General features: G+C 73.0%; 23 protein-coding genes. 15 read left to right on the top strand and 8 right to left on the bottom strand.

Annotation, left to right across the window (positions count from 1 at the left end; translation table 11 throughout):
* The first annotated feature begins 32 nt into the window (after window positions 1-32).
* The 5 genes from ABD140_RS25795 (at window position 33) to ABD140_RS25815 (ending at window position 4,732) form a co-directional block, all read left to right on the top strand.
* On the top strand, window positions 33-245 hold the full coding sequence (locus ABD140_RS25795) for an MbtH family protein (protein WP_344243558.1): 213 nt from the start codon (window positions 33-35) through the stop codon (window positions 243-245).
* A gap of 2 nt (window positions 246-247) precedes the next feature.
* Window positions 248-898: a GNAT family N-acetyltransferase gene (locus tag ABD140_RS25800; protein ID WP_344243559.1), complete on the top strand. Its 651-nt coding sequence runs from the start codon at window positions 248-250 to the stop codon at window positions 896-898.
* Between the two features lie 18 nt (window positions 899-916).
* A complete protein-coding gene (locus ABD140_RS25805) occupies window positions 917-1,654 on the top strand; it encodes a thioesterase II family protein (RefSeq protein ID WP_344243560.1) in 738 nt (245 codons plus the stop codon).
* 60 nt (window positions 1,655-1,714) lie between these two features.
* The gene (locus ABD140_RS25810; RefSeq protein WP_344243561.1) at window positions 1,715-2,698 is read left to right on the top strand and encodes an ABC transporter ATP-binding protein; all 984 of its coding nucleotides are present in this window, start codon (window positions 1,715-1,717) and stop codon (window positions 2,696-2,698) included.
* Between the two features lie 87 nt (window positions 2,699-2,785).
* Window positions 2,786-4,732 (top strand): protein kinase domain-containing protein, encoded by a 1,947-nt coding sequence (locus ABD140_RS25815; protein WP_344243562.1) that lies wholly within the window; start codon window positions 2,786-2,788, stop codon window positions 4,730-4,732.
* A 9-nt stretch (window positions 4,733-4,741) separates the two neighbouring features.
* Here the strand turns inward: ABD140_RS25815 and ABD140_RS25820 are convergent, their stop codons facing one another.
* The 5 genes from ABD140_RS25820 to ABD140_RS25840 all read right to left on the bottom strand — a co-directional run bounded on the left by ABD140_RS25820 (window position 4,742) and on the right by ABD140_RS25840 (window position 9,271).
* Window positions 4,742-5,377, bottom strand: coding sequence for a response regulator (locus ABD140_RS25820; protein WP_344243563.1), 636 nt, complete (start codon window positions 5,375-5,377; stop codon window positions 4,742-4,744).
* A complete protein-coding gene (locus ABD140_RS25825) occupies window positions 5,370-6,602 on the bottom strand; it encodes a sensor histidine kinase (protein ID WP_344243564.1) in 1,233 nt (410 codons plus the stop codon). The genes ABD140_RS25820 and ABD140_RS25825 overlap by 8 nt, the downstream gene beginning before the upstream one ends.
* 4 nt (window positions 6,603-6,606) lie before the next feature.
* On the bottom strand, window positions 6,607-7,311 hold the full coding sequence (locus ABD140_RS25830) for an ABC transporter permease (protein ID WP_344243566.1): 705 nt from the start codon (window positions 7,309-7,311) through the stop codon (window positions 6,607-6,609).
* Window positions 7,312-7,321: 10 nt separating this feature from the next.
* Complete coding sequence (locus ABD140_RS25835) at window positions 7,322-8,239, bottom strand: ABC transporter ATP-binding protein (RefSeq protein WP_344243567.1); 918 nt, start codon at window positions 8,237-8,239, stop codon at window positions 7,322-7,324.
* Between the two features lie 120 nt (window positions 8,240-8,359).
* Window positions 8,360-9,271, bottom strand: coding sequence for a formylglycine-generating enzyme family protein (locus ABD140_RS25840; protein ID WP_344243568.1), 912 nt, complete (start codon window positions 9,269-9,271; stop codon window positions 8,360-8,362).
* Window positions 9,272-9,325: 54 nt separating this feature from the next.
* Here ABD140_RS25840 and ABD140_RS25845 point away from each other — a divergent pair, with 54 nt between their 5' ends.
* The 6 genes from ABD140_RS25845 to ABD140_RS25870 all read left to right on the top strand — a co-directional run bounded on the left by ABD140_RS25845 (window position 9,326) and on the right by ABD140_RS25870 (window position 15,274).
* A complete protein-coding gene (locus ABD140_RS25845; protein ID WP_344243569.1) occupies window positions 9,326-10,459 on the top strand; it encodes a sensor histidine kinase in 1,134 nt (377 codons plus the stop codon).
* 31 nt (window positions 10,460-10,490) lie between these two features.
* Window positions 10,491-11,210, top strand: a complete 720-nt coding sequence (locus ABD140_RS25850; protein ID WP_344243570.1) for a LytR/AlgR family response regulator transcription factor — start codon at window positions 10,491-10,493, stop codon at window positions 11,208-11,210.
* Between the two features lie 70 nt (window positions 11,211-11,280).
* Window positions 11,281-11,655 carry a hypothetical protein gene (locus tag ABD140_RS25855; RefSeq protein WP_344243571.1) on the top strand — a complete coding sequence of 125 codons (375 nt, stop codon included), beginning with the start codon at window positions 11,281-11,283 and terminating at the stop codon, window positions 11,653-11,655.
* The gene (locus ABD140_RS25860) at window positions 11,652-13,121 is read left to right on the top strand and encodes a sodium/solute symporter (protein WP_344243572.1); all 1,470 of its coding nucleotides are present in this window, start codon (window positions 11,652-11,654) and stop codon (window positions 13,119-13,121) included. The genes ABD140_RS25855 and ABD140_RS25860 overlap by 4 nt, the downstream gene beginning before the upstream one ends.
* A gap of 204 nt (window positions 13,122-13,325) precedes the next feature.
* The gene (locus ABD140_RS25865) at window positions 13,326-13,646 is read left to right on the top strand and encodes a DUF485 domain-containing protein (RefSeq protein WP_344243573.1); all 321 of its coding nucleotides are present in this window, start codon (window positions 13,326-13,328) and stop codon (window positions 13,644-13,646) included.
* Entirely contained in the window at window positions 13,643-15,274 is a 1,632-nt protein-coding gene (locus ABD140_RS25870; RefSeq protein WP_344243574.1) for a solute symporter family protein, read from the top strand. Before ABD140_RS25865 ends, ABD140_RS25870 begins: the two co-directional genes overlap by 4 nt.
* A gap of 112 nt (window positions 15,275-15,386) precedes the next feature.
* Here ABD140_RS25870 and ABD140_RS25875 read toward each other — a convergent pair whose 3' ends face one another.
* Window positions 15,387-15,938 (bottom strand): hypothetical protein, encoded by a 552-nt coding sequence (locus ABD140_RS25875; protein ID WP_344243575.1) that lies wholly within the window; start codon window positions 15,936-15,938, stop codon window positions 15,387-15,389.
* A 149-nt stretch (window positions 15,939-16,087) separates the two neighbouring features.
* On the opposite strand from ABD140_RS25875, the gene ABD140_RS25880 reads away from it, so the two are divergent.
* The gene (locus tag ABD140_RS25880; RefSeq protein WP_344243576.1) at window positions 16,088-17,194 is read left to right on the top strand and encodes a winged helix DNA-binding domain-containing protein; all 1,107 of its coding nucleotides are present in this window, start codon (window positions 16,088-16,090) and stop codon (window positions 17,192-17,194) included.
* On the opposite strand, the gene ABD140_RS25885 is transcribed toward ABD140_RS25880, so the two are convergent.
* Window positions 17,189-17,674 (bottom strand): NUDIX hydrolase, encoded by a 486-nt coding sequence (locus tag ABD140_RS25885; protein WP_344243577.1) that lies wholly within the window; start codon window positions 17,672-17,674, stop codon window positions 17,189-17,191. The two genes, ABD140_RS25880 and ABD140_RS25885, sit on opposite strands and share 6 nt — an antisense overlap.
* A 267-nt stretch (window positions 17,675-17,941) precedes the next feature.
* Between ABD140_RS25885 and ABD140_RS25890 the strand changes: the two genes are divergently transcribed.
* Entirely contained in the window at window positions 17,942-18,643 is a 702-nt protein-coding gene (locus tag ABD140_RS25890) for a hypothetical protein (RefSeq protein WP_344243578.1), read from the top strand.
* Between the two features lie 147 nt (window positions 18,644-18,790).
* On the top strand, window positions 18,791-19,465 hold the full coding sequence (locus ABD140_RS25895) for a hypothetical protein (protein ID WP_344243579.1): 675 nt from the start codon (window positions 18,791-18,793) through the stop codon (window positions 19,463-19,465).
* Between the two features lie 73 nt (window positions 19,466-19,538).
* Here ABD140_RS25895 and ABD140_RS25900 read toward each other — a convergent pair whose 3' ends face one another.
* On the bottom strand, window positions 19,539-19,943 hold the full coding sequence (locus ABD140_RS25900; protein WP_344243580.1) for a MerR family transcriptional regulator: 405 nt from the start codon (window positions 19,941-19,943) through the stop codon (window positions 19,539-19,541).
* Window positions 19,944-19,992: 49 nt separating this feature from the next.
* Here ABD140_RS25900 and ABD140_RS25905 point away from each other — a divergent pair, with 49 nt between their 5' ends.
* Window positions 19,993-20,874, top strand: a complete 882-nt coding sequence (locus ABD140_RS25905; protein ID WP_344243581.1) for an NAD(P)-dependent oxidoreductase — start codon at window positions 19,993-19,995, stop codon at window positions 20,872-20,874.
* Window positions 20,875-20,926 lie beyond the last annotated feature (52 nt).

Below are 20,926 nucleotides of genomic sequence, written 5' to 3' on the forward strand. Positions count from 1 at the left end.
CCCATTCATCCCGGTATGGAAGGAACCCCCTGATGGCAACCAACCCCTTCGAGAACGACGAAGCCACCTATGTCGTGCTGATCAACGACGAGGGCCAGTACTCGCTGTGGCCGACGTTCGCCGAGGTGCCCGCGGGCTGGACCGTCGCCAAGACCACCGACACCCGCCAGGCCTGCCTGGAGTACATCAACGAGCACTGGACGGACATGCGGCCCAAGAGCCTCGTCGAGGCCATGGGCTCCTGACCTTGGCGCCCCCGGAGACCGCCCTTCCCGTCACCGAGTGGACCATGGAGATGCGCGACCCCGGCGCGCTCCGGCCCGCCCCCCTGCCCGCCGGCGAGCTCGCCTTCAGCCTCGCCGGGGTGCCCTCCGCGGACTTCAACCGCGCCATGTACGCGGCCGTCGGCGCCCGGGTCTGCTGGACCGACCGGTTCTCCTGGTCGTACGAGGACTGGGCCAAGTGGGTGGACCGGCCCGAGCTGGGCACCTGGATCGCGCTGGCCGAGGGCACGGTCGCCGGCTACTTCGAGCTGGAGGCCCAGCCCGGCGGCGACACCGAGATCCACCTCGTCGGGCTGGTGCCGGCGTTCGTCGGCCGCGGCTTCGGGGGCTACCTGGTGGAGCAGTGCGTGCGCCGCGCCTGGCAGCGCGGCAGGCTGTGGGGCAGGGGGCTGGGGCCGACCGAACGCGTCTGGCTGCGCACCAGTACGCTCGATCACCCCAACGCGAAGGCCAACTACCTGCGGCGCGGGTTCGCCGTCGCGGCCGAGGAGAGCGGGACCAAGCACGTCCCCGACCCCCGGCTGGCGCCCTGGCCGCTGCCCGGCGACCCCCGCGACCCCCGGCTGGAGCCGGTGGAGGGGCCCGCCGGGGAACCGGTCGCCGCACAGACCTAGAGAGGAACGAGGAACACCGTGAGCTGGCTCCGCTGCCCCGACCCGCGGCCCTGGGCGACCACCCGCCTGGTCTGCTTCCCGCACGCGGGCGGCTCGGCCGTCGCCTACCGGACGTGGGGCAAGGCCGCGAGCCCGGCGCTGGAGGTGCACGCCGTCCAGTACCCCGGCCGCGCCGACCGGATCCGCGAGCCGATGATGAGCGACGCGCGGCAGGCGGCGCGGCTGATCGCCGCCGCGCTCGCCCCGCTCACCGACCGGCCGCTCGCCCTCTTCGGCCACAGCATGGGCACGATCCTCGCCTACGAGACCGCGCTGGCGCTGCAGGCCCGCGGCGTGCCGCCGGCGCACCTGTTCCTGTCCGGCGCGCCCGCCGTCCACCTGCGCGACGAGAGCGGCAACCCGGCCGACAAGGACGACGACGCGCTCGTCGCCCACCTGGTGGAGCTGGGCGGCACCGACGGCGCGGCGCTGTCGGACCCCGAGCTGCGCGCCCTCGTCCTGCCGTACGTGCGGGCCGACTACCGCCTCATCCAGAAGTACGCGCACCGGCCGGGTCCGCGGCTGACCTGCCCCGTCACCGGGCTGGCCGGGGACGCCGACCCGCACGGCACCGTCGAGAAGGTGGCGCGCTGGGGCGAGCTCACCGACGGCGCGTTCGAGCTGAAGGCCTTCCCCGGCGACCACTTCTACCTCAACGACCGCCAGGAGGAGCTGCTGGCGGAGATCCACGGCGCCCTGGGCATCCCCGCGGCCTGATCCGGCAAGGGCCCGTGATTGGGCCCTCTCAGGCCGCGGTTCCCGGCGTACCTTCCGGTCATGGGAGTCGAGATCAGGGTGGAGGGGCTGAAGAAGTCCTTCGGGCGCCAGATCATCTGGGAGGACGTGACGTTCACGATCCCGGCGGGGCAGATCTCTGCGCTGCTCGGGCCGTCGGGAACGGGCAAGTCCGTCTTCCTCAAGAACCTCATCGGGCTGCTGCGGCCCGACCGGGGCCATGTGTGGGTGGACGGCGTGGACGTCCCCGAACTGCACGAACGCCGCCTCCACGACCTGCGGCGGAGGTTCGGCGTGCTGTTCCAGGACGGCGCGCTGTTCGGTTCGATGAGCGTGTACGACAACGTGGCCTTCCCGCTGCGCGAGCACACCAAGCTCAAGGAGCACCGCGTCCGCGAGATCACCATGTCCAAGATGGAGCTGGTGGGGCTGCTCGGCGCGGAGAACAAGCTGCCCGGCGAGATCTCCGGCGGCATGCGCAAACGCGCGGGGCTGGCCCGCGCGCTGGTGCTCGACCCGGAGATCCTCCTGGTCGACGAGCCGGACTCCGGGCTGGACCCGGTGCGCACCTCCTACCTCAACCAGCTCTTCGCCGACATCAACGCCGAGACCGGCGCGACGATCCTCATCGTCACCCACGACATCGGCACCGCCCGGGTGCTGCCCGACAACCTCGGGCTGCTGTTCCGGCGCGGGCTGGTGGCGTTCGGGCCGCGGGAGATGATGCTCACCAGCCGGGACCCGGCGGTCACCCAGTTCTTCAACGCCCGCCGGGAGGGCCCGATCGGCATGGCCGAGGAGAAGGACGCCGCCGCGCTCGGCCTGGAGGACGCCGGCTGGCACGCGACCGCCAAACCCGCGCCGATCCCGCCGCAGATCATGCCCAGCAGCGGCCGGCCGCGGCCGTTCCAGCAGCGTCCCGGCCGGTGGCTGCAGGCGCACGGGCTGCAGGCGCCGCCCGGGTCCTTCATCGACGACGAGGGCAGGGACTGGCTGGTGGACTGGGACCGGCTCACCCGCCGCTGAGCGTGAGATACCCATCATTCGGATAGATCCGGTAGGTGCGTTGATCACTCCCACATGGGGCATGGCGGGTAGCGTACGGTTGGCTCCATGAGCGAACCCTCCACCGACCCCCTGGAGAGCGGCGACCCCGAGCGGCTGGGCGGCTACCGGCTCCTCGGGCGGCTGGGCCGGGGCGGTATGGGCATCGTCTACCTCGGCGAGGCACCCGGCGGCGGCCGGGTGGCGGTCAAGGTGATCAGCCCGGACCTCGCCGACGACACCCGCTTCCGCGAGCGGTTCCGGCGGGAGGTCGACGCCGCCCGCCGGGTGCAGCGCTTCTGCACCGCCGCGGTGCTCGACGCCGAGCTGGAGAACCCCCCGCTGTACGTCGTCACCCAGTACGTGCAGGGCCCCACCCTGGAGCAGGCGGTCCGCGACGGCGGCCCGCTGCGCGACGCCGACCTGGAGGGCCTGGCCGTCGGCATGGCGACCGCGCTGTCGGCCATCCACGCCGCCGGCCTGGTGCACCGCGACCTCAAGCCGTCCAACGTGCTGCTGTCGCCGCTCGGCCCCCGCGTCATCGACTTCGGCATCGCCCGCACCGTGGACGGCGAGGGCCAGATCACCCGGACCGGCGCGATGATCGGCACCCCGGCGTTCCTCGCCCCCGAACTGCTGCGCCAGGAGCCGCTCACCCCGGCCGTCGACGTGTTCTCCTGGGGCTGCGTGGTGGCCTTCGCCGCCAACGGCCGCTCCCCCTTCGAGGCGCACACCCTCCCGGAGGTCATCTACCGGATCAGCCACGGCGATCCCGTCCTGGACGGCCTGGAGGGCCGCCTGCGCACCATCGTCGAGCAGTCCCTCAACAAGAACCCCCAGCTGCGCCCCACCGTCCCGCAGCTGCTGGCCTACCTCATGGGCCAGCCCGCCGTCGCGCCCGAGCAGGCCGTCCAGCGGGTCGAGACCGTCTGGCGGCAGCACGCCCCCGCCGCCTCCTCCCAGCCCGCCGCGCACCCTTCGCAGTCGGAGCCGACCGTGCAGCCGCAACCGCTGCAGCAGCCCGCCCCGTCGCAGCACGGCCAGAACCAGGCGCCCCCGCCGCAGCAGACCCCGCTGCCCTGGATGCAGCCGCAGCCCGCCCAGCCCTTCCAGCAGCCCCCGCCTCCGCACCACGGGGCACCGCAGCACGCGCCCCCGCAACCCCAGGTGCCGCCGCAGGCCCCCTGGAACAGCGCCCCCCATTCCTGGCAGTCACCGCCGATCGCTCCCGGCGGCGCGACCCGGCCGGGAAACGGCGGCAAGGCGGTCCTGTACGGCGTGTTCGTCGCCCTGGGCATGGTGGGCGCCCTGCTCATCGCCCTCCTGGTGATTCCCGGCAGCCCCCTGTACGTCCTGGGCGGCGAGGAGGACCCCGAGGACCCGCCGAAGGTGCTCCCGCCCGCCGCGCTGCACACCATCATCGGCCCCGACGACTTCAGCGACCGCGCCTCGGGCTTCCCCACCGACCTCGCCGCCGCCACCTACGACAACGGCAGATGGCGCCAGCAGACCCCCGACACCTCCACCGCGTACTGGGTCTGGCGCAACACCCTCAACGACCCCGGCCAGGACCTCCTCCTGTCCGCCAAGATGCAGATCACCGAGGGCAACCAGGCCGCCAGCGCCGGCTTCCTGTGCTTCGGCGACAACGCCGAGGGTGACAAGAACAGCAACTACGAGCTGATGGTCGACCGCCAGGGCCACGCCCGCCTGGGCAAGACCACCACCGGCACCCGCGCCTTCCTCGCCCGGGGCACCGTCCCGCCCCTGAACTCCGGCGAACACCGCATCCAGGCCGTGTGCTCCGTAGAGGACTCCGGCACCCGCCTGGCCCTGTGGGTCGACGGCGAGCTCGCCTTCGACCACACCGACGCCACCACCCCCTACACCGGCGGCCGCGTGGGCTTCGTCGTCCAGCGCGACAGCGGCTCCTGGCCCGCCACCGTCGCCTACTTCGACGACTACCACCTCACGACCTTCACCCCCACCGCCCCCACCCAGGCCCCCGTCAACTGACCCCGCCGCTCACTCCAGGGGGAGGAGGCCGCGCTGGAAGGCGGTGGCGACGGCCGCGGCGCGGTCGTTGACGCCGAGCTTGGCGTAGAGGTGCAGGATGTGGGTCTTCACGGTCGCCTCGCTGATGAACAGGCGGGCGGCGGTTTCGCGGTTGTTGTTGCCCTGGGAGATGAGGTGGAGGATCTCCAGTTCGCGGGCGCTCAAGGGCGTGTCGGGGGTGCGGACGCGGCCGAGGAGCCGGGTGGCGACGGAGGGGGAGAGGGCGGTCTCGCCGCGGGCGGCGGTGGTGATGGCGCGGACGAGTTCGTCGCGCTGGGCGTCTTTGAGGAGGTAGCCGGTGGCTCCGGCCTCGATGGCGGGCAGGACGTCGCGGTCGGTGTCGTAGGTGGTGAGGACCAGGACGCGGGACGGGACGCCGAGGCGGGTGAGCTCCTTGATGGCCGCGACGCCGTTCATGACGGGCATGCGCAGGTCCATGAGGATCACGTCGGGCTGAAGGGCGCGGGCGAGCTCCACGGCGCGGGCGCCGTTCTCGGCCTCGGCGAGGACCTCGAAGGCCGGGTCGTCGGCGAACATGCCGCGGAGGCCGTCGCGGAAGATGGGGTGGTCGTCGGCGATCAGCAGCCGGATGGGGGCGTCAGGCACTGGGGGGTTCCTCGGAGCGGGCGGGGACGGCGGGGACGGCGGGGACGATGGCGGAGACCGCGGTGCCGGACCCGGGCTCGGACTCGAGCTCGAACGTGCCGGCGAGGCGGGCCACCCGGCTGCGCATCGACGTCAGGCCGAAGCCGCCGCCGTCGGGGGAGCGCGCCGGGTCGAAGCCCGCGCCGTCGTCGCGCACGTCCAGGCTCACCACGTCGTCGATGTAGGACAAGGTGAGGCCGACGCGGGACGCTTCGGCGTGCTTGGCGATGTTGGCGAGGGCCTCCTGGGCGATGCGCAGGAGGGTCGCCTCGATCTCCGGGTGCAGGGGGCGCTCCGGGCCCGTCGCGGTGAACTCGGCGCGTACGGAGTTGCGCTCCGACCAGCCGGCGGCGAGTCCGGCGAGCGCGTCGGGCAGCGAGGCGGACTCGAGCTCGCCGGGGCCGACGGCGTGGACGGACCTGCGGGCCTCGGCGAGGCTCTCGCGGGCCAGCCGGGTCGCGGTGTCGAGGTGCCGCCGCCGGACCGCCGGGTCCGCCTCGGCGCGGGCGGCCGCCTGGAGCTGGGTGATGATGCCGGTCAGGCCCTGGGCGAGGGTGTCGTGGATCTCCGCGGCCATGCGCTGGCGCTCGTCGAGCACGCCCGCCTCCCGGGCCTGGACGAGGAGCTGGGCCTGCAGCCCGGCGTTCTCCCGCATCGCCTCCTCCAGCCGCGCGACCATCCGCTTGCGTTCGGCGCTGCGTTCGGCGGTGACGTCCCCGGAGAAGCTGAACAGGCTGACGACGGCCACGATCGCGGCGGTGAAGAACAGGTGGGTGAGGATCGCGGACGGGGTGGGTTCGGGGAGTCCGCCGGTGTAGGCGGTGATGCTGATCGCCGCCGTCGCGGTGATCCCGGCGTACCGCCACTTCCCGTTCAGCGTCTGCCAGGAGGAGAGGTAGCCGGCGAAGGCGAAGAAGCCCGCGAACCAGATGGAGCGGGTGCAGAGCGCGGCAATCATGATCACCAGTCCGGTGACGTGGACCGCCGCGCTGCGGGGGGCGGTCACCGCGGTCCAGGCCGCGGCGAGCGCGGTGAGGCCGGCGGTGCCGAGGTGGTACGCCCACGGCCGCTCGTCGGTGAGCAGGGCGAGCACCAGGGAGATCACCAGCAGGAGGAACGGGACGGCGGCCATGAGGCGCGCCAGGAGGTGCTCCCACCGGTCCAGGCGCGCGCCCGTCGCCGTCATCGTCCTACTCCCAACGGAAGAGCTTGGCCGCGGCGAGGCTGACGACCACCGCGTAGGCCGCCATGACGGCCAGGAGGAGGGGCGCCGGAGACGCTCCCGCCCAGACGTCCTGCAGGGCCTGCCGGAAAGCCCCCAGCGGGGTGTACTTCCCGATCTCGGCCACGATATCGGGCATCTGCCCCACGGGCTGGATGAGACCGGCGAGAAAGGCCATCGGGAAGTACAGCAGCACGCCGATCCCGTTGGCCGCGCGCCCGTTCGGCGCCAGGGCCGCGATGAGCAGGCCGACGGAGAACATCGCGGCCGTGCCCAGGAGGAAGGCCGCCGCGAACGCCGGCACCCCGGTCGGCAGGTGCGCGTCCAGGACGGTGCCCGCGACGGCGAGCAGCAGGCCGGAGGCCGCCAGCGCGAGGACGAGCTGCAGGATGAGCTGCACGGCCAGCAGGCTCCCCGGCCGCACCGGGGTGAGGGAGAGCCGCCGCAGGATGCCGCGCTCCCGGTAGGCGGCCAGCGTGGTGGGCAGGAGGTACAGGCCCACCAGCCCCACCGCGATCGCCAGCGTCATGGGCAGGAGCAGCGTGTCGCCCGGCTCGATCGAACCGCCGAAGACGATCAGGATGAAGAGCGGGATGAGGAAGGTGAACATCGAGCCGGGCTCGCGTAGGAGCAGCTTGAACTCGATGGTGGTGAGCTTGGCGAGTGCGGTCACGGGGGTGTCCTCAGAGTTGGAGGGAACGGCCGGTCAGGGCGACGAACGCGTCGTCGAGCGTGCGCTTGTCGATGCGCAGGTCGGCGACGGGGACGAGCTCGCGGGCCAGGGCCGAGGTGACGGCGGTGGCGAAGTCGCCCCGCCCGGTGACGGTCACCCGCCTGCCGTCGCGGACGACGCCCGAAACTCCGGGCACGCCGCCGAGCAGGGAGGCGGGGTCGCGGGTGTCGCCGTCCATCAGCGTGAACCGCATCTGGTGCTCGGCGTCGACCCCGTCGATCAGCCCGGCGGGGGTGTCGAGCGCGACGACGCCGCCCCGGTCGAGCACGGCCACGCGGTCGCACAGCTCCTCCACCTCGTCCATGAAGTGGCTGACGAGGACCACGGTGACGCCGGACGCCCGCACCCGCTTGACCAGTTCCCAGGTGGCGCGGCGTGCCTGCGGGTCGAGCCCGGTGGTGAGCTCGTCGAGGAACGCCACCTCCGGGTCGCCCACCAGCGCCAGGGCGATGAACAGCCGCTGCTTCTGGCCGCCTGAGAGCTTGCCGAAACGGGCGTTGCGCAGGTCCGCCAGGCCCCACTCGTCCAGCAGCCCCCGCCAGTCCTTCGGCGCGGCGTAGAAGGAGGCGTACAGGTCGAGCGCCTCCCAGACCTTGATGTTCTCCGGAAGCTGCGTGTGCTGGAGCTGCACCCCGATGCGCTCGTGCAGCACGCGCCCGTCTTTGGCGGGGTCGAGGCCGAGCACCCGGATCGAGCCCCCGTCGGGCCTGCGCAGCCCCTCCATGCACTCGACCGTGGTGGTCTTCCCGGCCCCGTTGGGGCCGAGGACGCCGAAGATCTCGCCCTCCTCGACGGTGAACGAGACGCCGTCCAGGACCGTCCGGTCCCCGTATCGCTTGCTGAGGTCCGCGACCTCGATGACTGCCATGCCTCAATCATGTTTTTCCGGCAGGCTCCGGACATCGACCCGCCGGTCATGATCAGAGGTGGAATCGACTGACCCGTGCATCAGCCGATCGGTGGATGGCGCCCGGACGGAACGCGGGGGTCAGGCGTCGGCGGCGCAGCGGAAGCCGGTGTTGCCGGTGCTGGACTCGGGGGTGTTGGCGGTGCGGGCGGCGACGCGGTAGCGGTTGCAGTAGGAGTCGTCGCAGAGGTAGGAGCCGCCGCGCATGGAGCGGCGGTCGCGGGCGTCGTCGAACCAGTCGGCGCACCACTCCCAGACGTTGCCGACGGTGTTGTAGAGGCCGTAGGCGTTGGGGCGGTAGGAGTCGGCGGGGACGGGGCCGGGGTCGCCGGTGTGGTGGTCGGGGAAGACGCCCTGGCCCTGCCAGATGTTGCAGCGCTGCTGGCCGCGCGGGAAGAGCTCGTCGCCCCAGGGGTAGACGGCCTGGTCGAGGCCGCCTCGGGCGGCGAACTCCCATTCGGTCTCGGTGGGCAGGCGCTTGCCGGCCCAGGAGGCGTAGGCCTCGGCGTCGCGCCAGGAGACGTGGACGACGGGGTGCTTCTGGCGGCGCTGGACGTCGGAGCCGGGGCCCTCGGGAGCGCGCCAGTAGGCGCCTTCGATCGCGCGCCACCAGGGGGTGCCGTCGGGGGCGGGGGTGCTGTCGGCGATCTCCGGGGGCAGCCGCAGGTGGAAGACGTAGGACCAGCCGAAGCGCTCGGCCTCGGTGACGTAGCCCGTCTCCTTGGCGAAGCGGGCGAACTGGGCGTTGGTCACGGTGGTGGGGTCGATCCGGAAGGGCGCCACCTCCACCTCGCGGACGGGGCCCTCGCCGTCCAGCGGGTTGGCGTGCTCGTCCTCGTTGCCCATGCGGAAGACGCCGCCCTCCAGGCGGATCATGCCCTTCAACGGCCGGTCGTTCCGCGCCGGGGGAGGCGCGCCCAACGTGACGGGCCGGGGCGCGGAAGCCGGACGGGAGGCGGCGCAGCAGGGGGGAACGGAGGACTCGGAGGCCATGATCTCAGGCTATCCCCCGTCCGGAGATGCCCGTCCGGGGCTAACTTTTGCCGGGTGGACTTCCTCTTGCCCGCCCTGCCGGCGGTGCTCCTGGTGGCGGGAGCGGTGCTCCTGCTGGTGCGGCTGCGGCGGCGCGACCTCGGCGGCCCGGCCGAGCGCGCCGCGTTCGAGACCCTGCACAAGGCGTCCCTGGCCGCGCCCGCCCTGAGAGGCGGGCTGACCCGCCAGGGCGCGGAGAAGGCCGGGCGGCACCTGCGCGAGCTGCTGGGCGCGGACGGGCTGGCGATCACCGACCTGGACGAGGTGCTCACCGGACCGGCGGCGGCGCTGGACCTCGCCGCCGAGTCCCTGGCCTCGGGCCGCTCGCGGGTGGTGGAGCTCCCGGACGGCCGCGCCGCGGTGGTGGTGCCGCTGACCACCGAGGGCGGGGTGGTGGGATCGCTGGTCGCCTACGGGGAGCAGGCCTCGGCCGGGCTGGTGCGCGCGACCGAGGAGGTGGCCCGCTGGATCGGCACCCAGCTGGAGCTGGCCGAGCTCGACCGCTCCCGCACGCTGCTGGCCGAGGCGGAGGTGCGGGCGCTGCGGGCGCAGATCTCGCCGCACTTCGTCTACAACGCGCTCACCACGATCGCCTCGTTCGTCCGGACGGACCCGGAGCGGGCGCGGGAGCTGCTGCTGGAGTTCGCCGACTTCACCCGCTACTCCTTCCGGCGGCACGGCGACTTCACGACCCTGGCCGAGGAGCTGCACAACATCGACCGCTTCCTCCTGCTGGCGCGCGCCCGCTTCGGCGAGGACAGGCTGCGGGTGACGCTGCGGATCGCGCCGGAGGTGCTGCCGGTGGCCGTCCCGTTCCTGTGCCTGCAGCCGCTGGTGGAGAACGCCGTCCGGCACGGCCTGGAGGGGCGGCCGGGCCCGGGGCGGATCATCCTGCTGGCCGAGGACGCCGGGTCGGAGTGCCGGATCAGCGTCGAGGACGACGGCGTCGGCATGGATCCGGAGGAGATGCGCCGGGTCCTGGCGGGGGAGCGGTCGGGCGAGGTGGGGATCGGCCTGGCCAACGTGGACTCCCGGCTGCGCCAGGTCTACGGGGACGACTACGGGCTGGTGGTGGAGACCGCGGTCGGCGCGGGGACGCGGATCGGGCTCCGGGTGCCGAAATATCATCCGGGGGTTTCGGCCGGTTGACAACACTTGTGAGGGTCATCACGCTTTGGGGATGCGCGTGCTGGCAGTCGACGACGAGGCCCCCGCCCTGGACGACCTGGTGTACCTGCTGCGCTCCGATCCCCGGATCAGCGAGGTCAGCGGCGTCCGCGACGGCGCGGCGGCCCTGCGCGCCCTGGACCGCGCCCTGGCCGCCGACCGCCCGTTCGCCGCGGTCTTCCTCGACGTGCGCATGCCCGGCCTCGACGGCATCGTGCTCGGCCGGCTCCTCGCCCAGTTCGCCGCCCCGCCCCGCCTGGTCTACGTGACCGCGCACGAGGAGCACGCCGTCCACGCCTTCGAGGTCCAGGCCGCCGACTACCTCCTCAAGCCGGTGCGCCCCGAACGCCTCGCCGAGACCGTCCGGCGCATCACCGACGACACCGCCCCGCCGCCCGACCCCGAGCCGCTGGCCGTCGAGCTGTCCGGCGTCACCCGCTTCGTCCAGCCGGGCGAGGTCCACTACATCGAGGCCCAGGGCGACTACGCCCGCCTGCACACCGCCTCCGGCGCCCACCTGGTGCGCATCCCCCTGGCCGCCCTGGAGGACCGCTGGCGCCAGGCGGGCCTGGTGCGCATCCACCGCAGCCACCTCGTCGCCGTCCGGCACATCACCGAGCTGCGCCTCGACAGCGGCCGCTGCACCGTCGTCGTCGCCGGGGCGGAGCTGCCCGTCAGCCGCCGCCACACCCGCGAGCTGCGCGACCTCCTCCTCCGGCGGGACCGCCCATGACCCTCCCGGCCGTCCGGCGCGCGGAGCCGGATACGGCGTGTCCCGGGGCGGAGCCCTGCATGCTGGGCGAGTGGACGCGGTGAGCGGGCGGCGGGTGCGGGTGACCAGTCCCCGGACGGGGGCGGAGCGGCGCAGACCCAGCCCGGGGACGCGGGAGATCGACGAGCAGACCCGGCTGGGGGAGGTGTACATGAGCGCGCTGGTGCGCTCGCAGCTGCGGCTGTCCCTGTTCGTGTGCACGCTCCTCGCCCTGCTCGTCGGCGGGCTGCCGCTGCTGTTGCTGCTGGTCCCGCCGCTGCGCGAGGCGCGGCTGCTGGGCCTCCCGGTGCCGTGGCTGCTGCTGGCCGTGGCGGTCTACCCGGTGTTCGCCGGGCTCGGCTGGTGGTACGTGCGCCAGGCCGAGCACAACGAGAAGGACTTCGAGGAACTGGTGGAGCGCCGGTGAACCTGGCGGCCGTGGCGCTGGTCGCGGTGGCGACGCTGCTCGCCGGGTCCTACGGGCTGCGCCTGTCGCGGACGACGTCGGACTTCTACGTGGCGTCCCGGACGGTCTCGCCGCTGGCCAACGCCTCGGCGATCGGCGGCGAGTACCTGTCGGCCGCCTCGTTCCTGGGCGTCGCCGGGCTGGTGCTGGCGGGCGGGGCCGACCTGCTGTGGCTGCCGGTCGGCTGGACCGGCGGCTACCTGGTGCTGCTCGTCCTGGTCTCGGCGCCGCTGCGCAGATCCGGCGCCTACACGCTGCCGGACTTCGCCGAGGCGCGCCTGGAGTCGATGGCCGTGCGGCGGACGGCGAGCCTGCTGGTGGTGCTCATCGGCTGGCTCTACCTGCTGCCGCAGCTCCAGACGGCCGGACGCGTCGTGGCCGGGATGACCGGCGCGCCGGCCTGGGCGGGCGGCCCGCTGGTGGCCGCGGTCGTCATCATCGGGGTGCTCGGCGGCGGGATGCGCAGCATCACCCTCGTCCAGGCGTTCCAGTACTGGCTGAAGCTGACCGCGCTGGCCGTCCCGCTGGTGTTCCTGCTGGCGGCCTGGCGGCGCGACGGCGCCCCCGGCATCGCCGACGAGGCGTGGCTGCTGCCGGTGACCGGCGACCAGCAGCTGTACTCGACGTACTCGCTGATCCTCGCCACGTTCCTGGGCACCATGGGGCTGCCGCACGTCCTGGTGCGGTTCTACACCAACCCCGACGGGCGCGCCGCCCGGCGCACCACGGCCGTCGTGCTCGTGCTGCTCGGGGTGTTCTACCTGCTCCCGGCCGTCTACGGGGCGCTCGGCAAGCTGTACGCCGCCGACCTCGCCGACACCGACGGGGTGGTGCTGGAGCTGCCGCGGCGGCTGCTCGGCGGCGCCCTCGGCGAGGCGCTGACGGCGCTGCTGACGGCCGGGGCCTTCGCGGCGTTCCTGTCGACCTCCTCGGGCCTGACGGTGTCGGTCGCCGGGGTGATCGGCCAGGACCTGCTGCGCGGCGGGGTGCGCTCGTTTCGCGCGGCGACCGTCCCGGCCCTGGGCGTGCCGCTGGCGCTGGCGTTGGCGCTGCCGTCGTCGCTGCCGGTGGCGACCATGGTCGGGATGGCCTTCGCGCTGTCGGCGTCGACCTTCTGCCCGCTGCTGGTGCTGGGCATCTGGTGGCGGGGGCTGACCGCGGCCGGGGCGCTGGCGGGCCTGCTCACCGGCGGCGGGCTGACCGGCGCGGCGGTGGTCTGGACGGTCGCCGCCGGGCCGGGGGAGGGCTGGGCGGCGGCGCTGCTGGCCCAGCCGGGCGCCTGGACGGTGCCGCTGACCTTCCTGGTGATGGTCGGCGTCTCCCGGCGCACCGCCCGCCCCGCGGGGGTGGCGCGCACGATGGTGCGGCTGCACACGCCCGAGGGGCTGCGGCTGGACCGGGGCGACTGGCGGCCGCGGCGGGTCTGAGGGGCCGTCGCAAGGCCACCGGGAGGCCGTCGAGAGGTCGCGCTGCCGCTCAACGCGTTGAATCGACCGTTCGTCGCATGTCGCCGGGGATGAACGCAACTCGGCCGCACCTCGACGATACATGTCTCCTCTGGGCGTGGTCGGGGCTTTACGTTGTGGGCGCACGCCATCCGTCGTGACCCCCGTCACCGTAAGGAGGCCTTGGTGAGTAGCGCTCCCGAGGAGATCACCGTCTATGAGGAGGTCAGGGCGCGGCCTGAGTTCGCCGAACTGCGGCGCCGGTTCCGCTCCTTCGTCTTCCCCGTCACCGTCGCCTTTCTCGTCTGGTACCTGCTGTACGTCGTGCTCTCGGGGTGGGCGCGCGGTTTCATGGGGCAGCAGGTGCTCGGCTCGATCAACGTCGCGCTGGTCTTCGGGCTGCTGCAGTTCGTCTCGACGTTCGCGATCGCCTACTGGTACTCCCGCTACGCCGGGTCGAGGCTCGACCCGCTCGCCGAGAACCTGCGAGAGGAGGCGGACCGGTGAGCCACGAGGCACTCGCGATCACGCTGTTCCTGGTCTTCGTCGGCCTGACCCTGGTCCTGACGGTCCGCGCCTCCCGGCAGACCAAGGACGCCACCGACTTCTACGCCGGCGGGCGCTCCTTCTCCGCCGCCCAGAACGGCCTGGCGATCGGCGGCGACTACATGTCCGCGGCCTCGTTCCTGGGCATCGCCGGGATCATCGCGCTCAGCGGCTACGACGGCTTCCTGTACTCGATCGGCTTCCTGGTGGCCTGGCTGGTGGCGCTGCTGCTGGTCGCCGAGCTGATGCGCAACTCCGGCAAGTTCACCATGGCCGACGTGCTGGCCTTCCGGATGAGCCCGCGGCCGGTGCGCACCGCCGCGGGCGTGTCCACCATCATCGTGTCGGTCTTCTACCTGCTGGCCCAGATGGTCGGCGCGGGCGCGCTGGTGGCGCTGCTGTTCGGGCTGACCGGTGAGGCGGCCAAGGCGCTGACCATCGTCGGCGTCGGCATCCTCATGATCGTCTACGTGGTCGTGGGCGGCATGAAGGGCACCACCTGGGTGCAGATCGTCAAGGCCGTCCTGCTCATGGGCGGCGCGACCCTGATCACCCTGCTGGTGCTCGGCAAGTACGGCTTCAACCTCTCCAGCCTGCTGAGCGAGGCGGCCTCCCAGAGCGGCAAGGGCGACGCCTTCCTGGAGCCCGGCCTGAAGTACGGCACCGAGGCCCAGGGCCTGGCCGGCAAGCTCGACCTCATCAGCCTCGGCCTGGCGCTGGTGCTGGGCACCGCGGGCCTGCCGCACATCCTCATCCGCTTCTACACGGTGCCGACGGCCCGGGACGCCCGCAAGTCGGTGCTGTGGGGCATCGGGATCATCGGGGTGTTCTACCTGCTCACCCTGGTGCTGGGCTTCGGCGCCGCCGCGCTGGTCGGCTCCAAGGAGATCGCCGCGTCCAACGCGGCGGGCAACACCGCGGCGCCCCTGCTGGCCGAGAAGATCGGCGACATCGTCTTCGGCGGCGTCGGCGGCACGATCCTGCTGGCGTTCATCGCCGCGGTCGCCTTCGCCACGATCCTCGCGGTCGTCGCGGGCCTGACCCTGGCGTCCTCCTCCTCGGTCGCGCACGACCTGTACGCCCACGTCATCCGCAAGGGCAAGGCGACGGAGAAGGAGGAGGTGCGCGTCGCGAAGATCTCCGCGTTCGTCATCGGCGCGATCTCGATCGTCCTCGGCATCTTCGCGCAGAAGCTCAACGTCGCCTTCCTCGTCGCGCTGGCCTTCGCCGTCGCGGCCTCCGGCAACCTCCCGGCGATCCTCTACAGCCTCTTCTGGAAGAGGTTCAACACCGCGGGCGCCGTCTCGGCGATCTACGGCGGCCTCGGCTCGGCGGTCCTGCTGGTGATCTTCTCCCCGGTGGTCTCCGGCAAGGTGGGCCCCGACGGCAAGAGCACGGCGCTCTTCCCCGACGGCGTGGACTTCCACTGGTTCCCCCTGGAGAACCCCGGCCTCGTGTCGATCCCCCTCGGCTTCCTCTTCGGCTACCTCGGCACGATCCTCAGCAAGGAGTACCGCGCCGACAAGTACACCGAGATGGAGGTCCGCTCCCTGACGGGCATCGGCGCCGAGAAGGCGTCCCCCCACTAGACCGCCGTCATCCGCTGACCCCTCCGGCCTCCGCCGGGGAATCGGGGGAAGCGCGGTCCCGGCCTCTTTCACTCGCGCCCTGGCCGGGACCGCGCTCTCCGCCTGTAAGGGATCAGTTCCCGCCGGCCCGCTCCAGGTAGTCGCGGATCAGCTTCTCGGCCGCCGTCCGCGCCCGCTCCGCGTCGGGCGCCCCGTTGAGGAAGACCGTGACCCGCAGGTCCTTCACCCGCGCCGACAGCGTCGTCGCCGTCTCCCCGGGCTGCCCGGAGGGCCCGCCGGGCCCCTCGACGGACAGGAGGTAGGCCTCCTCGCCGAGCCCGGGATAGGCGGTGCTGCGCCCCTCGTGCAGGCCGCGGATGCCCTCCTGGGCCAGCTCGACGGCGCTCCGCCCCTCGGCGGCCCGGTAGCGCTGCGCGGTGAGGTCGACCGACCCGCCCGTGGACTCCGACAGGTACTGGCACCGCGTGATCGCCCCGTCGTCGGAGTCGGTGCCCCGCGACACCTCGCCCAGCAGGGACTTCGCGGTCTGCTCGGTCAGCACGTCGCACGCGCGCGCCGAGGGGTCCTTCCCGCCCCCGTCGTCGCGCAGGAGAAAGAAAGCAGCGGCGACGACGAGGACGGCGGCCAGTCCCGCCGCCGCGAAGATCAGCACTCTTCTACTCATCCCGGCATTCAAGTCGGTTTTCCCTTTTACGGCGAACTCCAAGTTCTCCCCCCACCGGTCGGCCGGGGATCCTCCGATCAATGAGGAAGGGAATCGTCCTCATCGCCTGACAGGGTCGACGACGTGAACGAGCCTTCTGGAGCGCCCTCGTGCAGACCCTGACCCGCCGCGCCCTCAACCGCGCCACCCTCGACCGGCAGCTGCTCCTGCGCCGCGCCGGCCTCACCCCGCTGCGGGCCGTCGAGCACCTCGTGGGCCTGCAGGCGCAGACCCCCCACACCTGGTACGTGGGATTGTGGTCCCGGCTCTCCGGGTTCCGGCCCGAGGACGTCTCGGCGCTGCTCACCGAGCGGAAGGCGGTGCGGATCGCCCTCATGCGCTCGACGGTCCACCTGGTCGGCGCGGCCGACGCGGCCGCGCTGCGCCCGCTCGTGCAGCCGGTGCTGGACCGCGACCTGTTCGCCAACCACACGCACGGCCGGGCGATGCGCGGGCTGGACACCGGGGAGGTGGCGGCCGAGGGCCGGAGGCTGCTCGACGAGCGGCCCCTGACCCCGGCCGAGCTCGGCGGCCTGCTCGCCGAGCGGTGGCCCGACCGCGCCCCGGCGAGCCTCGCCTACGCGGTGCGCAACCTGCTGCCGGTCGTGCAGACCCCGCCGCGCGGCGTGTGGGGCGCCCGCGGCCGGACCGCCCACGCCCCGCTCGCCTCCTGGACCGGCGCGCCGCCGCACGCCGATCTGACGCTCGACGGCATGGTCCTGCGCTACCTCGCCGCGTTCGGACCCGCGACCGTCCGCGACGTGCAGCGCTGGTGCGGCCTCACCCGGCTGGCGGAGGTCCTCGACCGGCTCCGCCCCCGCCTGGCGGTGTTCCGCGACGAGAACGGCGCGGAGCTGTTCGACCTCCCCGACGCGCCGCGCCCCGACCCGGAGACCCCCGCCCCCGCCCGCTACCTGTACGACTTCGACAACCTGCTGCTGTCCCACCACGATCGCTCCCGCGTGGTCACCGACGGCCTCCGGCAGCAGAACCTCCCCCCGCACGGCCCGGTCCCCCGCCTGGTACTCCTCGACGGCTTCACCGCCGCGACCTGGACCTTCGCCGAGACCCGGGGGGTCGCAGTCCTGACCGTGCGCCCCTTCGCCCCGCTCCCGCCGGCCGACCGCGCCGCCCTGGCCGCCGAGGGCGCGGCCCTCCTGGCCTTCCTCGCCCCCGAGGGCTCCCACGAGATCCGCTTCACCGACCCCGGCTCATAGGCCGAGCGGCACCGGCCCGGCCGGAATCCCGCCGGTGATCAGCGCCGCCAGCGGGGTGGCGAGGTCGCGGGGGGCGAACAGGTCGGGCCCCCGGTAGGCGGCGATCTCCGCCAGCGGCCACCAGCGGAAGCCGCCGATGCCCTCGGCGGCGAGCTGCTCGGCGGAGAACACCCCGCGGGGCTGGAACGAGCCGGTGCGGACGAGGAAGTAGTCGTTGAGGGCACCGTCGTACCCGGTCGTGAGCCAGGGCGCGATGACCCGCTGGTGCCAGACGTGCGGCGGGTCCGCGTCAAGGACCAGCCCGATCTCCTCCCGCAGCTCCCGGCGGAGCGCGGCGAGCGGTGTCTCCCCGGCCTCCACGCCCCCGCCGGGCGTCGCCCACACGTCCTTGCCGTCAGGTTCGGTGACCATGAAGCGGCACAGCAGAACACGGTCGTGCTCGTCGAGGACGACCGCACGAACGGTATGGCGCAGCTTCAACCTTTCACCCCTTCGAGCAGAAAGGGACGGTGAACCCCTGGGTGTTCATAGTTCGGACACTACGCCTTTGATCAGGAAACGTGGGCTTTCTGGCGAAAGTGCGAGTTCTTCCAGTCGCTGTGCCATGGCGTGGGGGTGGGGCGGGAGGGCGGAGGGGCGGTCGTCCGGAGGGGTTTTGCCGGGCGGTAACGGAGGGCGGAGTGAAAGGACGTCTGTGCGTAACGTCGGGATCAGCGGTTGTGCACCTTCCGCGGTTACTCTCGGTCCATGGGGGAGGCGCGGATCGTGGATCTTCCCGGGGGAGAAGGGGCCGTGCACGCGGGGCGCTGGGAGCCGTCGCTGCGGGAGCGGCCCTTCCTCAGGGAACTGGAACTGGTGGGGGCGACCGATGCGGCGCTCCGCGAGGCGGGCGGCATGTCCGGGCTCGTGGAGTTCGGGGCGCGGGGGGAGTTCACCGACGAAGGGGCGCGGGCGCTGCGCGGGCTGACGGCGCTGACCGGGCTCGCGCTGGAGTCCCCGTGGCTGGAAGGCAGGTTCGCGTTGCCCGACGCGAAGCTGCGGGAGGTCTCGCTGGCCGGTGAGCGGCTGGGGGACGGGGCGTTCCGGATGCTGGCGCTGCATCCGGAGACCACCTCGGTCCGCTTGTCGGCGGGGGGCGCGGTCGGCACCGGGCTGTGGTGGCTGCCATCGGGGCTGCGCACGCTCTACCTGCGGTTGCCGCGGCTGGTGCCCGAACACCTCGAAGCCCTCGCCCAGCTGCCTTACTTGAACGCGCTGACGTTCGCGGGCGTCGCGCCGACGCCCCGGCTCGTCTCCCAGCTGGTCCGGTACGGCGGCCGGCTCACCCGGGTGGGTTTCCTCGGTGCCGCGCAGCCGCCCTCGGAGGTTCTCAGGCCGCTGATCGAGACCGGCGTCAAGGTCAACGCCGCAGCTCCCGAGCACGGTCACCCCGGTGACATTACTGTGTAAAGGCGGTGGCCTTCGACGGTCGGTACGAAGGTCCTTTTCCTCGGCTGATGTCCGAAGTGTGTGGGTAATGCGGTGAAGGGGAAAAGGATGCCCGCGCGTAACGCTGGAGGCGGGCTCCGCGCGTCCCCGCTGGATACGCTGGATCCCATGGGGGAGACGTGGAGCGTTGATCTCCCGGGGGACGTGGAACTCGCCTACGCGGGGCGCTGGGCGCCGTCCCTGCGAGGTCAGCCCTTCTTCAAGGAACTGGATCTCACCGAGGTGACCGACGAGATCCTGCGCGAGGTGGGCGCGATGCCCTGGCTCGCGGTGCTCAAGTGCCACGGCGAGTTCACCGACACGGGCGTGGAGGCGCTGCGCGACCTGGCCGACCTGATCGACCTCGCCCTGGAGTCCCCCCGCCTCCACGGCGAGTTCGCCCTCCCCGAGGCGGACCTGCGGGTCGTCTCGCTGGCCGGGGAGCGGCTGAACGACAAGTCGTTCCGGACGCTGGGCCTGCACCCCGAGCTCAAGGTCGTCCGCCTGACCGCGGGCGAGGCCGTCGGCACCGGGCTGGGCTGGCTGCCGCCCGGCCTGCGCATGCTCTACCTGCGGCTGCCCCGCCTGGCCCCGGAGACCCTGGACGCCCTGTCCCGCCTGCCCTACCTCAGCACCCTGACGTTCGCCGGCACCGTCCCCACCCTCCGGCTCGCCTCCTGCCTGGTCCGCTACGCCGGCCAGCTCACCCGCGTGGAGTTCCTGGGCGTCGAGCCGCCCGCCCCCGAGATCCTGCGCACCCTCGCCGGGGCGGGCATCCGCGTCAACGTCCAGACCCCCGACTGATCTCCCGGCCGCGGCCCGGCCTCCCGAAGGCATGCGGCGCCCGGCCGCCCAGGTGAGGGCGGGGTTTCGGCGCTCAGGTGAGGGCGGGCTCCTGGCCGACGCAGTCGAAGGGCGGGTAGGCCTCGCTGTTGCGGTCGGCGGCGTCGATGTAGGCGGTGAGGGCCGCGCGGGAGCGGGCGAGCCGGTCCATCTGGTCGTCCAGCCGCCGCAGCCGCGAGCGCATCGCGGTCAGCAGCTCGGGGCACCCGGCCAGCTCGGGCGCCTCCCCGACCGCGCAGGGCAGCAGGTAGGCGATGTCCTCGGAGGACAGGCCCGCGCCGAGCAGATGCCTGATCTGCTTGACCCGCAGCACGGCGCCCTCGTCGTACTCGCGGTAGCCGTTCGCGCGGCGTTCGGCCTCCAGCAGCCCCTGGGCCTCGTAGTAACGCAGCTGATGGGCGTTGACGCCCGTCCGCCGGCTCAGCTCCCCGATCCGCATCGCACCCTCACTTGACCTTCATACCGGTATCAACGTTGACGATGCTGCCATGAACGACAGAACCGCTGCACCCGTGACGATCATCGGACTCGGACTGATGGGGAGCGCGCTGGCCGCCGCGTTCCTGAAGGCCGGGCACCCCACGACCGTGTGGAACCGCACAACCGCCAAGGCCGACCGGCTGGTGGCCGAGGGCGCCGAGCAGGCGCCGACGATCGGCGCCGCGCTCAAGGCGAGCCCCCTGACGATCGTCTGCCTCACCGACTACCAGGCCGTGCGCGAACTCCTGGGCGAACACGAGGCCGACCTGGACGGCACCACGCTGATCAACCTGACCTCGGGCGACTCGGCCCAGGCCAGGGAGACCGCCCGCTGGGCCGAACGGAACGGCGCCCGCTACCTGGACGGCGCCATCATGGCCGTCCCGTCGGCGATCGGCACCGCCGAGGCGGTGATCCTGCACAGCGGCCCCGGGCCGGAGTTCGCAGCGCACGAGCCGACGCTCGCCGCCCTCGGCACCGTCACCCACCTGGGCGCCGACCCCGGCCTGGCCTCCCTGTACGACGTGGCGGGTCTGGCCATGATGTGGAGCGTCCTGAACGCCTGGCTCCAGGGCACCGCCCTGCTCGGGACCGCCGGCGTCGACGCCGCGTCGTACGCCCCTTTCGCCCGGCAGATCGCCACCGTCGTGGCCGGATGGCTCCCCGGCTACGCCGAGCAGGTCGACGCCGGTTCCTACCCCGCCGAGGTCTCGGCCCTGGAGACCGACGCCCGCGCGATGGCCCACCTGATCGAGGAGAGCGAGGCCGCCGGCGTCAACGCCGACCTCCCGAAGCTCCTCAAGGCGATGGCCGACCGCTCCATCGCCGCCGGCCACGGCGCCGAGCAGTACCCCGTCCTGATCGAGGAGTTCGCCAAGCCCACCCCCTGACCACCCCTGACCACCCCGGCCCCGGCACCGGCATCGGGGCCGGGGCCGGTGC

The organism is Actinocorallia libanotica (assembly GCF_039525175.1).
GTDB classification, from domain to species: Bacteria; Actinomycetota; Actinomycetes; order Streptosporangiales; family Streptosporangiaceae; genus Actinocorallia; species Actinocorallia libanotica.

Excerpts from the sequence above, each read along its gene's own strand:
- ABD140_RS25795 (WP_344243558.1), top strand. The coding sequence starts at position 33 with ATGGCAACCAACCCCTTCGAGAACGACGAAGCCACCTATGTCGTGCTG.
- ABD140_RS25810 (WP_344243561.1), top strand. The coding sequence starts at position 1,715 with ATGGGAGTCGAGATCAGGGTGGAGGGGCTGAAGAAGTCCTTCGGGCGC.
- ABD140_RS25815 (WP_344243562.1), top strand. The coding sequence starts at position 2,786 with ATGAGCGAACCCTCCACCGACCCCCTGGAGAGCGGCGACCCCGAGCGG.
- ABD140_RS25825 (WP_344243564.1), bottom strand. The coding sequence starts at position 6,602 with ATGACGGCGACGGGCGCGCGCCTGGACCGGTGGGAGCACCTCCTGGCG.
- ABD140_RS25835 (WP_344243567.1), bottom strand. The coding sequence starts at position 8,239 with ATGGCAGTCATCGAGGTCGCGGACCTCAGCAAGCGATACGGGGACCGG.
- ABD140_RS25840 (WP_344243568.1), bottom strand. The coding sequence starts at position 9,271 with ATGGCCTCCGAGTCCTCCGTTCCCCCCTGCTGCGCCGCCTCCCGTCCG.
- ABD140_RS25850 (WP_344243570.1), top strand. The coding sequence starts at position 10,491 with ATGCGCGTGCTGGCAGTCGACGACGAGGCCCCCGCCCTGGACGACCTG.
- ABD140_RS25875 (WP_344243575.1), bottom strand. The coding sequence starts at position 15,938 with ATGAGTAGAAGAGTGCTGATCTTCGCGGCGGCGGGACTGGCCGCCGTC.
- ABD140_RS25890 (WP_344243578.1), top strand. The coding sequence starts at position 17,942 with ATGGGGGAGGCGCGGATCGTGGATCTTCCCGGGGGAGAAGGGGCCGTG.
- ABD140_RS25895 (WP_344243579.1), top strand. The coding sequence starts at position 18,791 with ATGGGGGAGACGTGGAGCGTTGATCTCCCGGGGGACGTGGAACTCGCC.
- ABD140_RS25900 (WP_344243580.1), bottom strand. The coding sequence starts at position 19,943 with ATGCGGATCGGGGAGCTGAGCCGGCGGACGGGCGTCAACGCCCATCAG.
- ABD140_RS25905 (WP_344243581.1), top strand. The coding sequence starts at position 19,993 with ATGAACGACAGAACCGCTGCACCCGTGACGATCATCGGACTCGGACTG.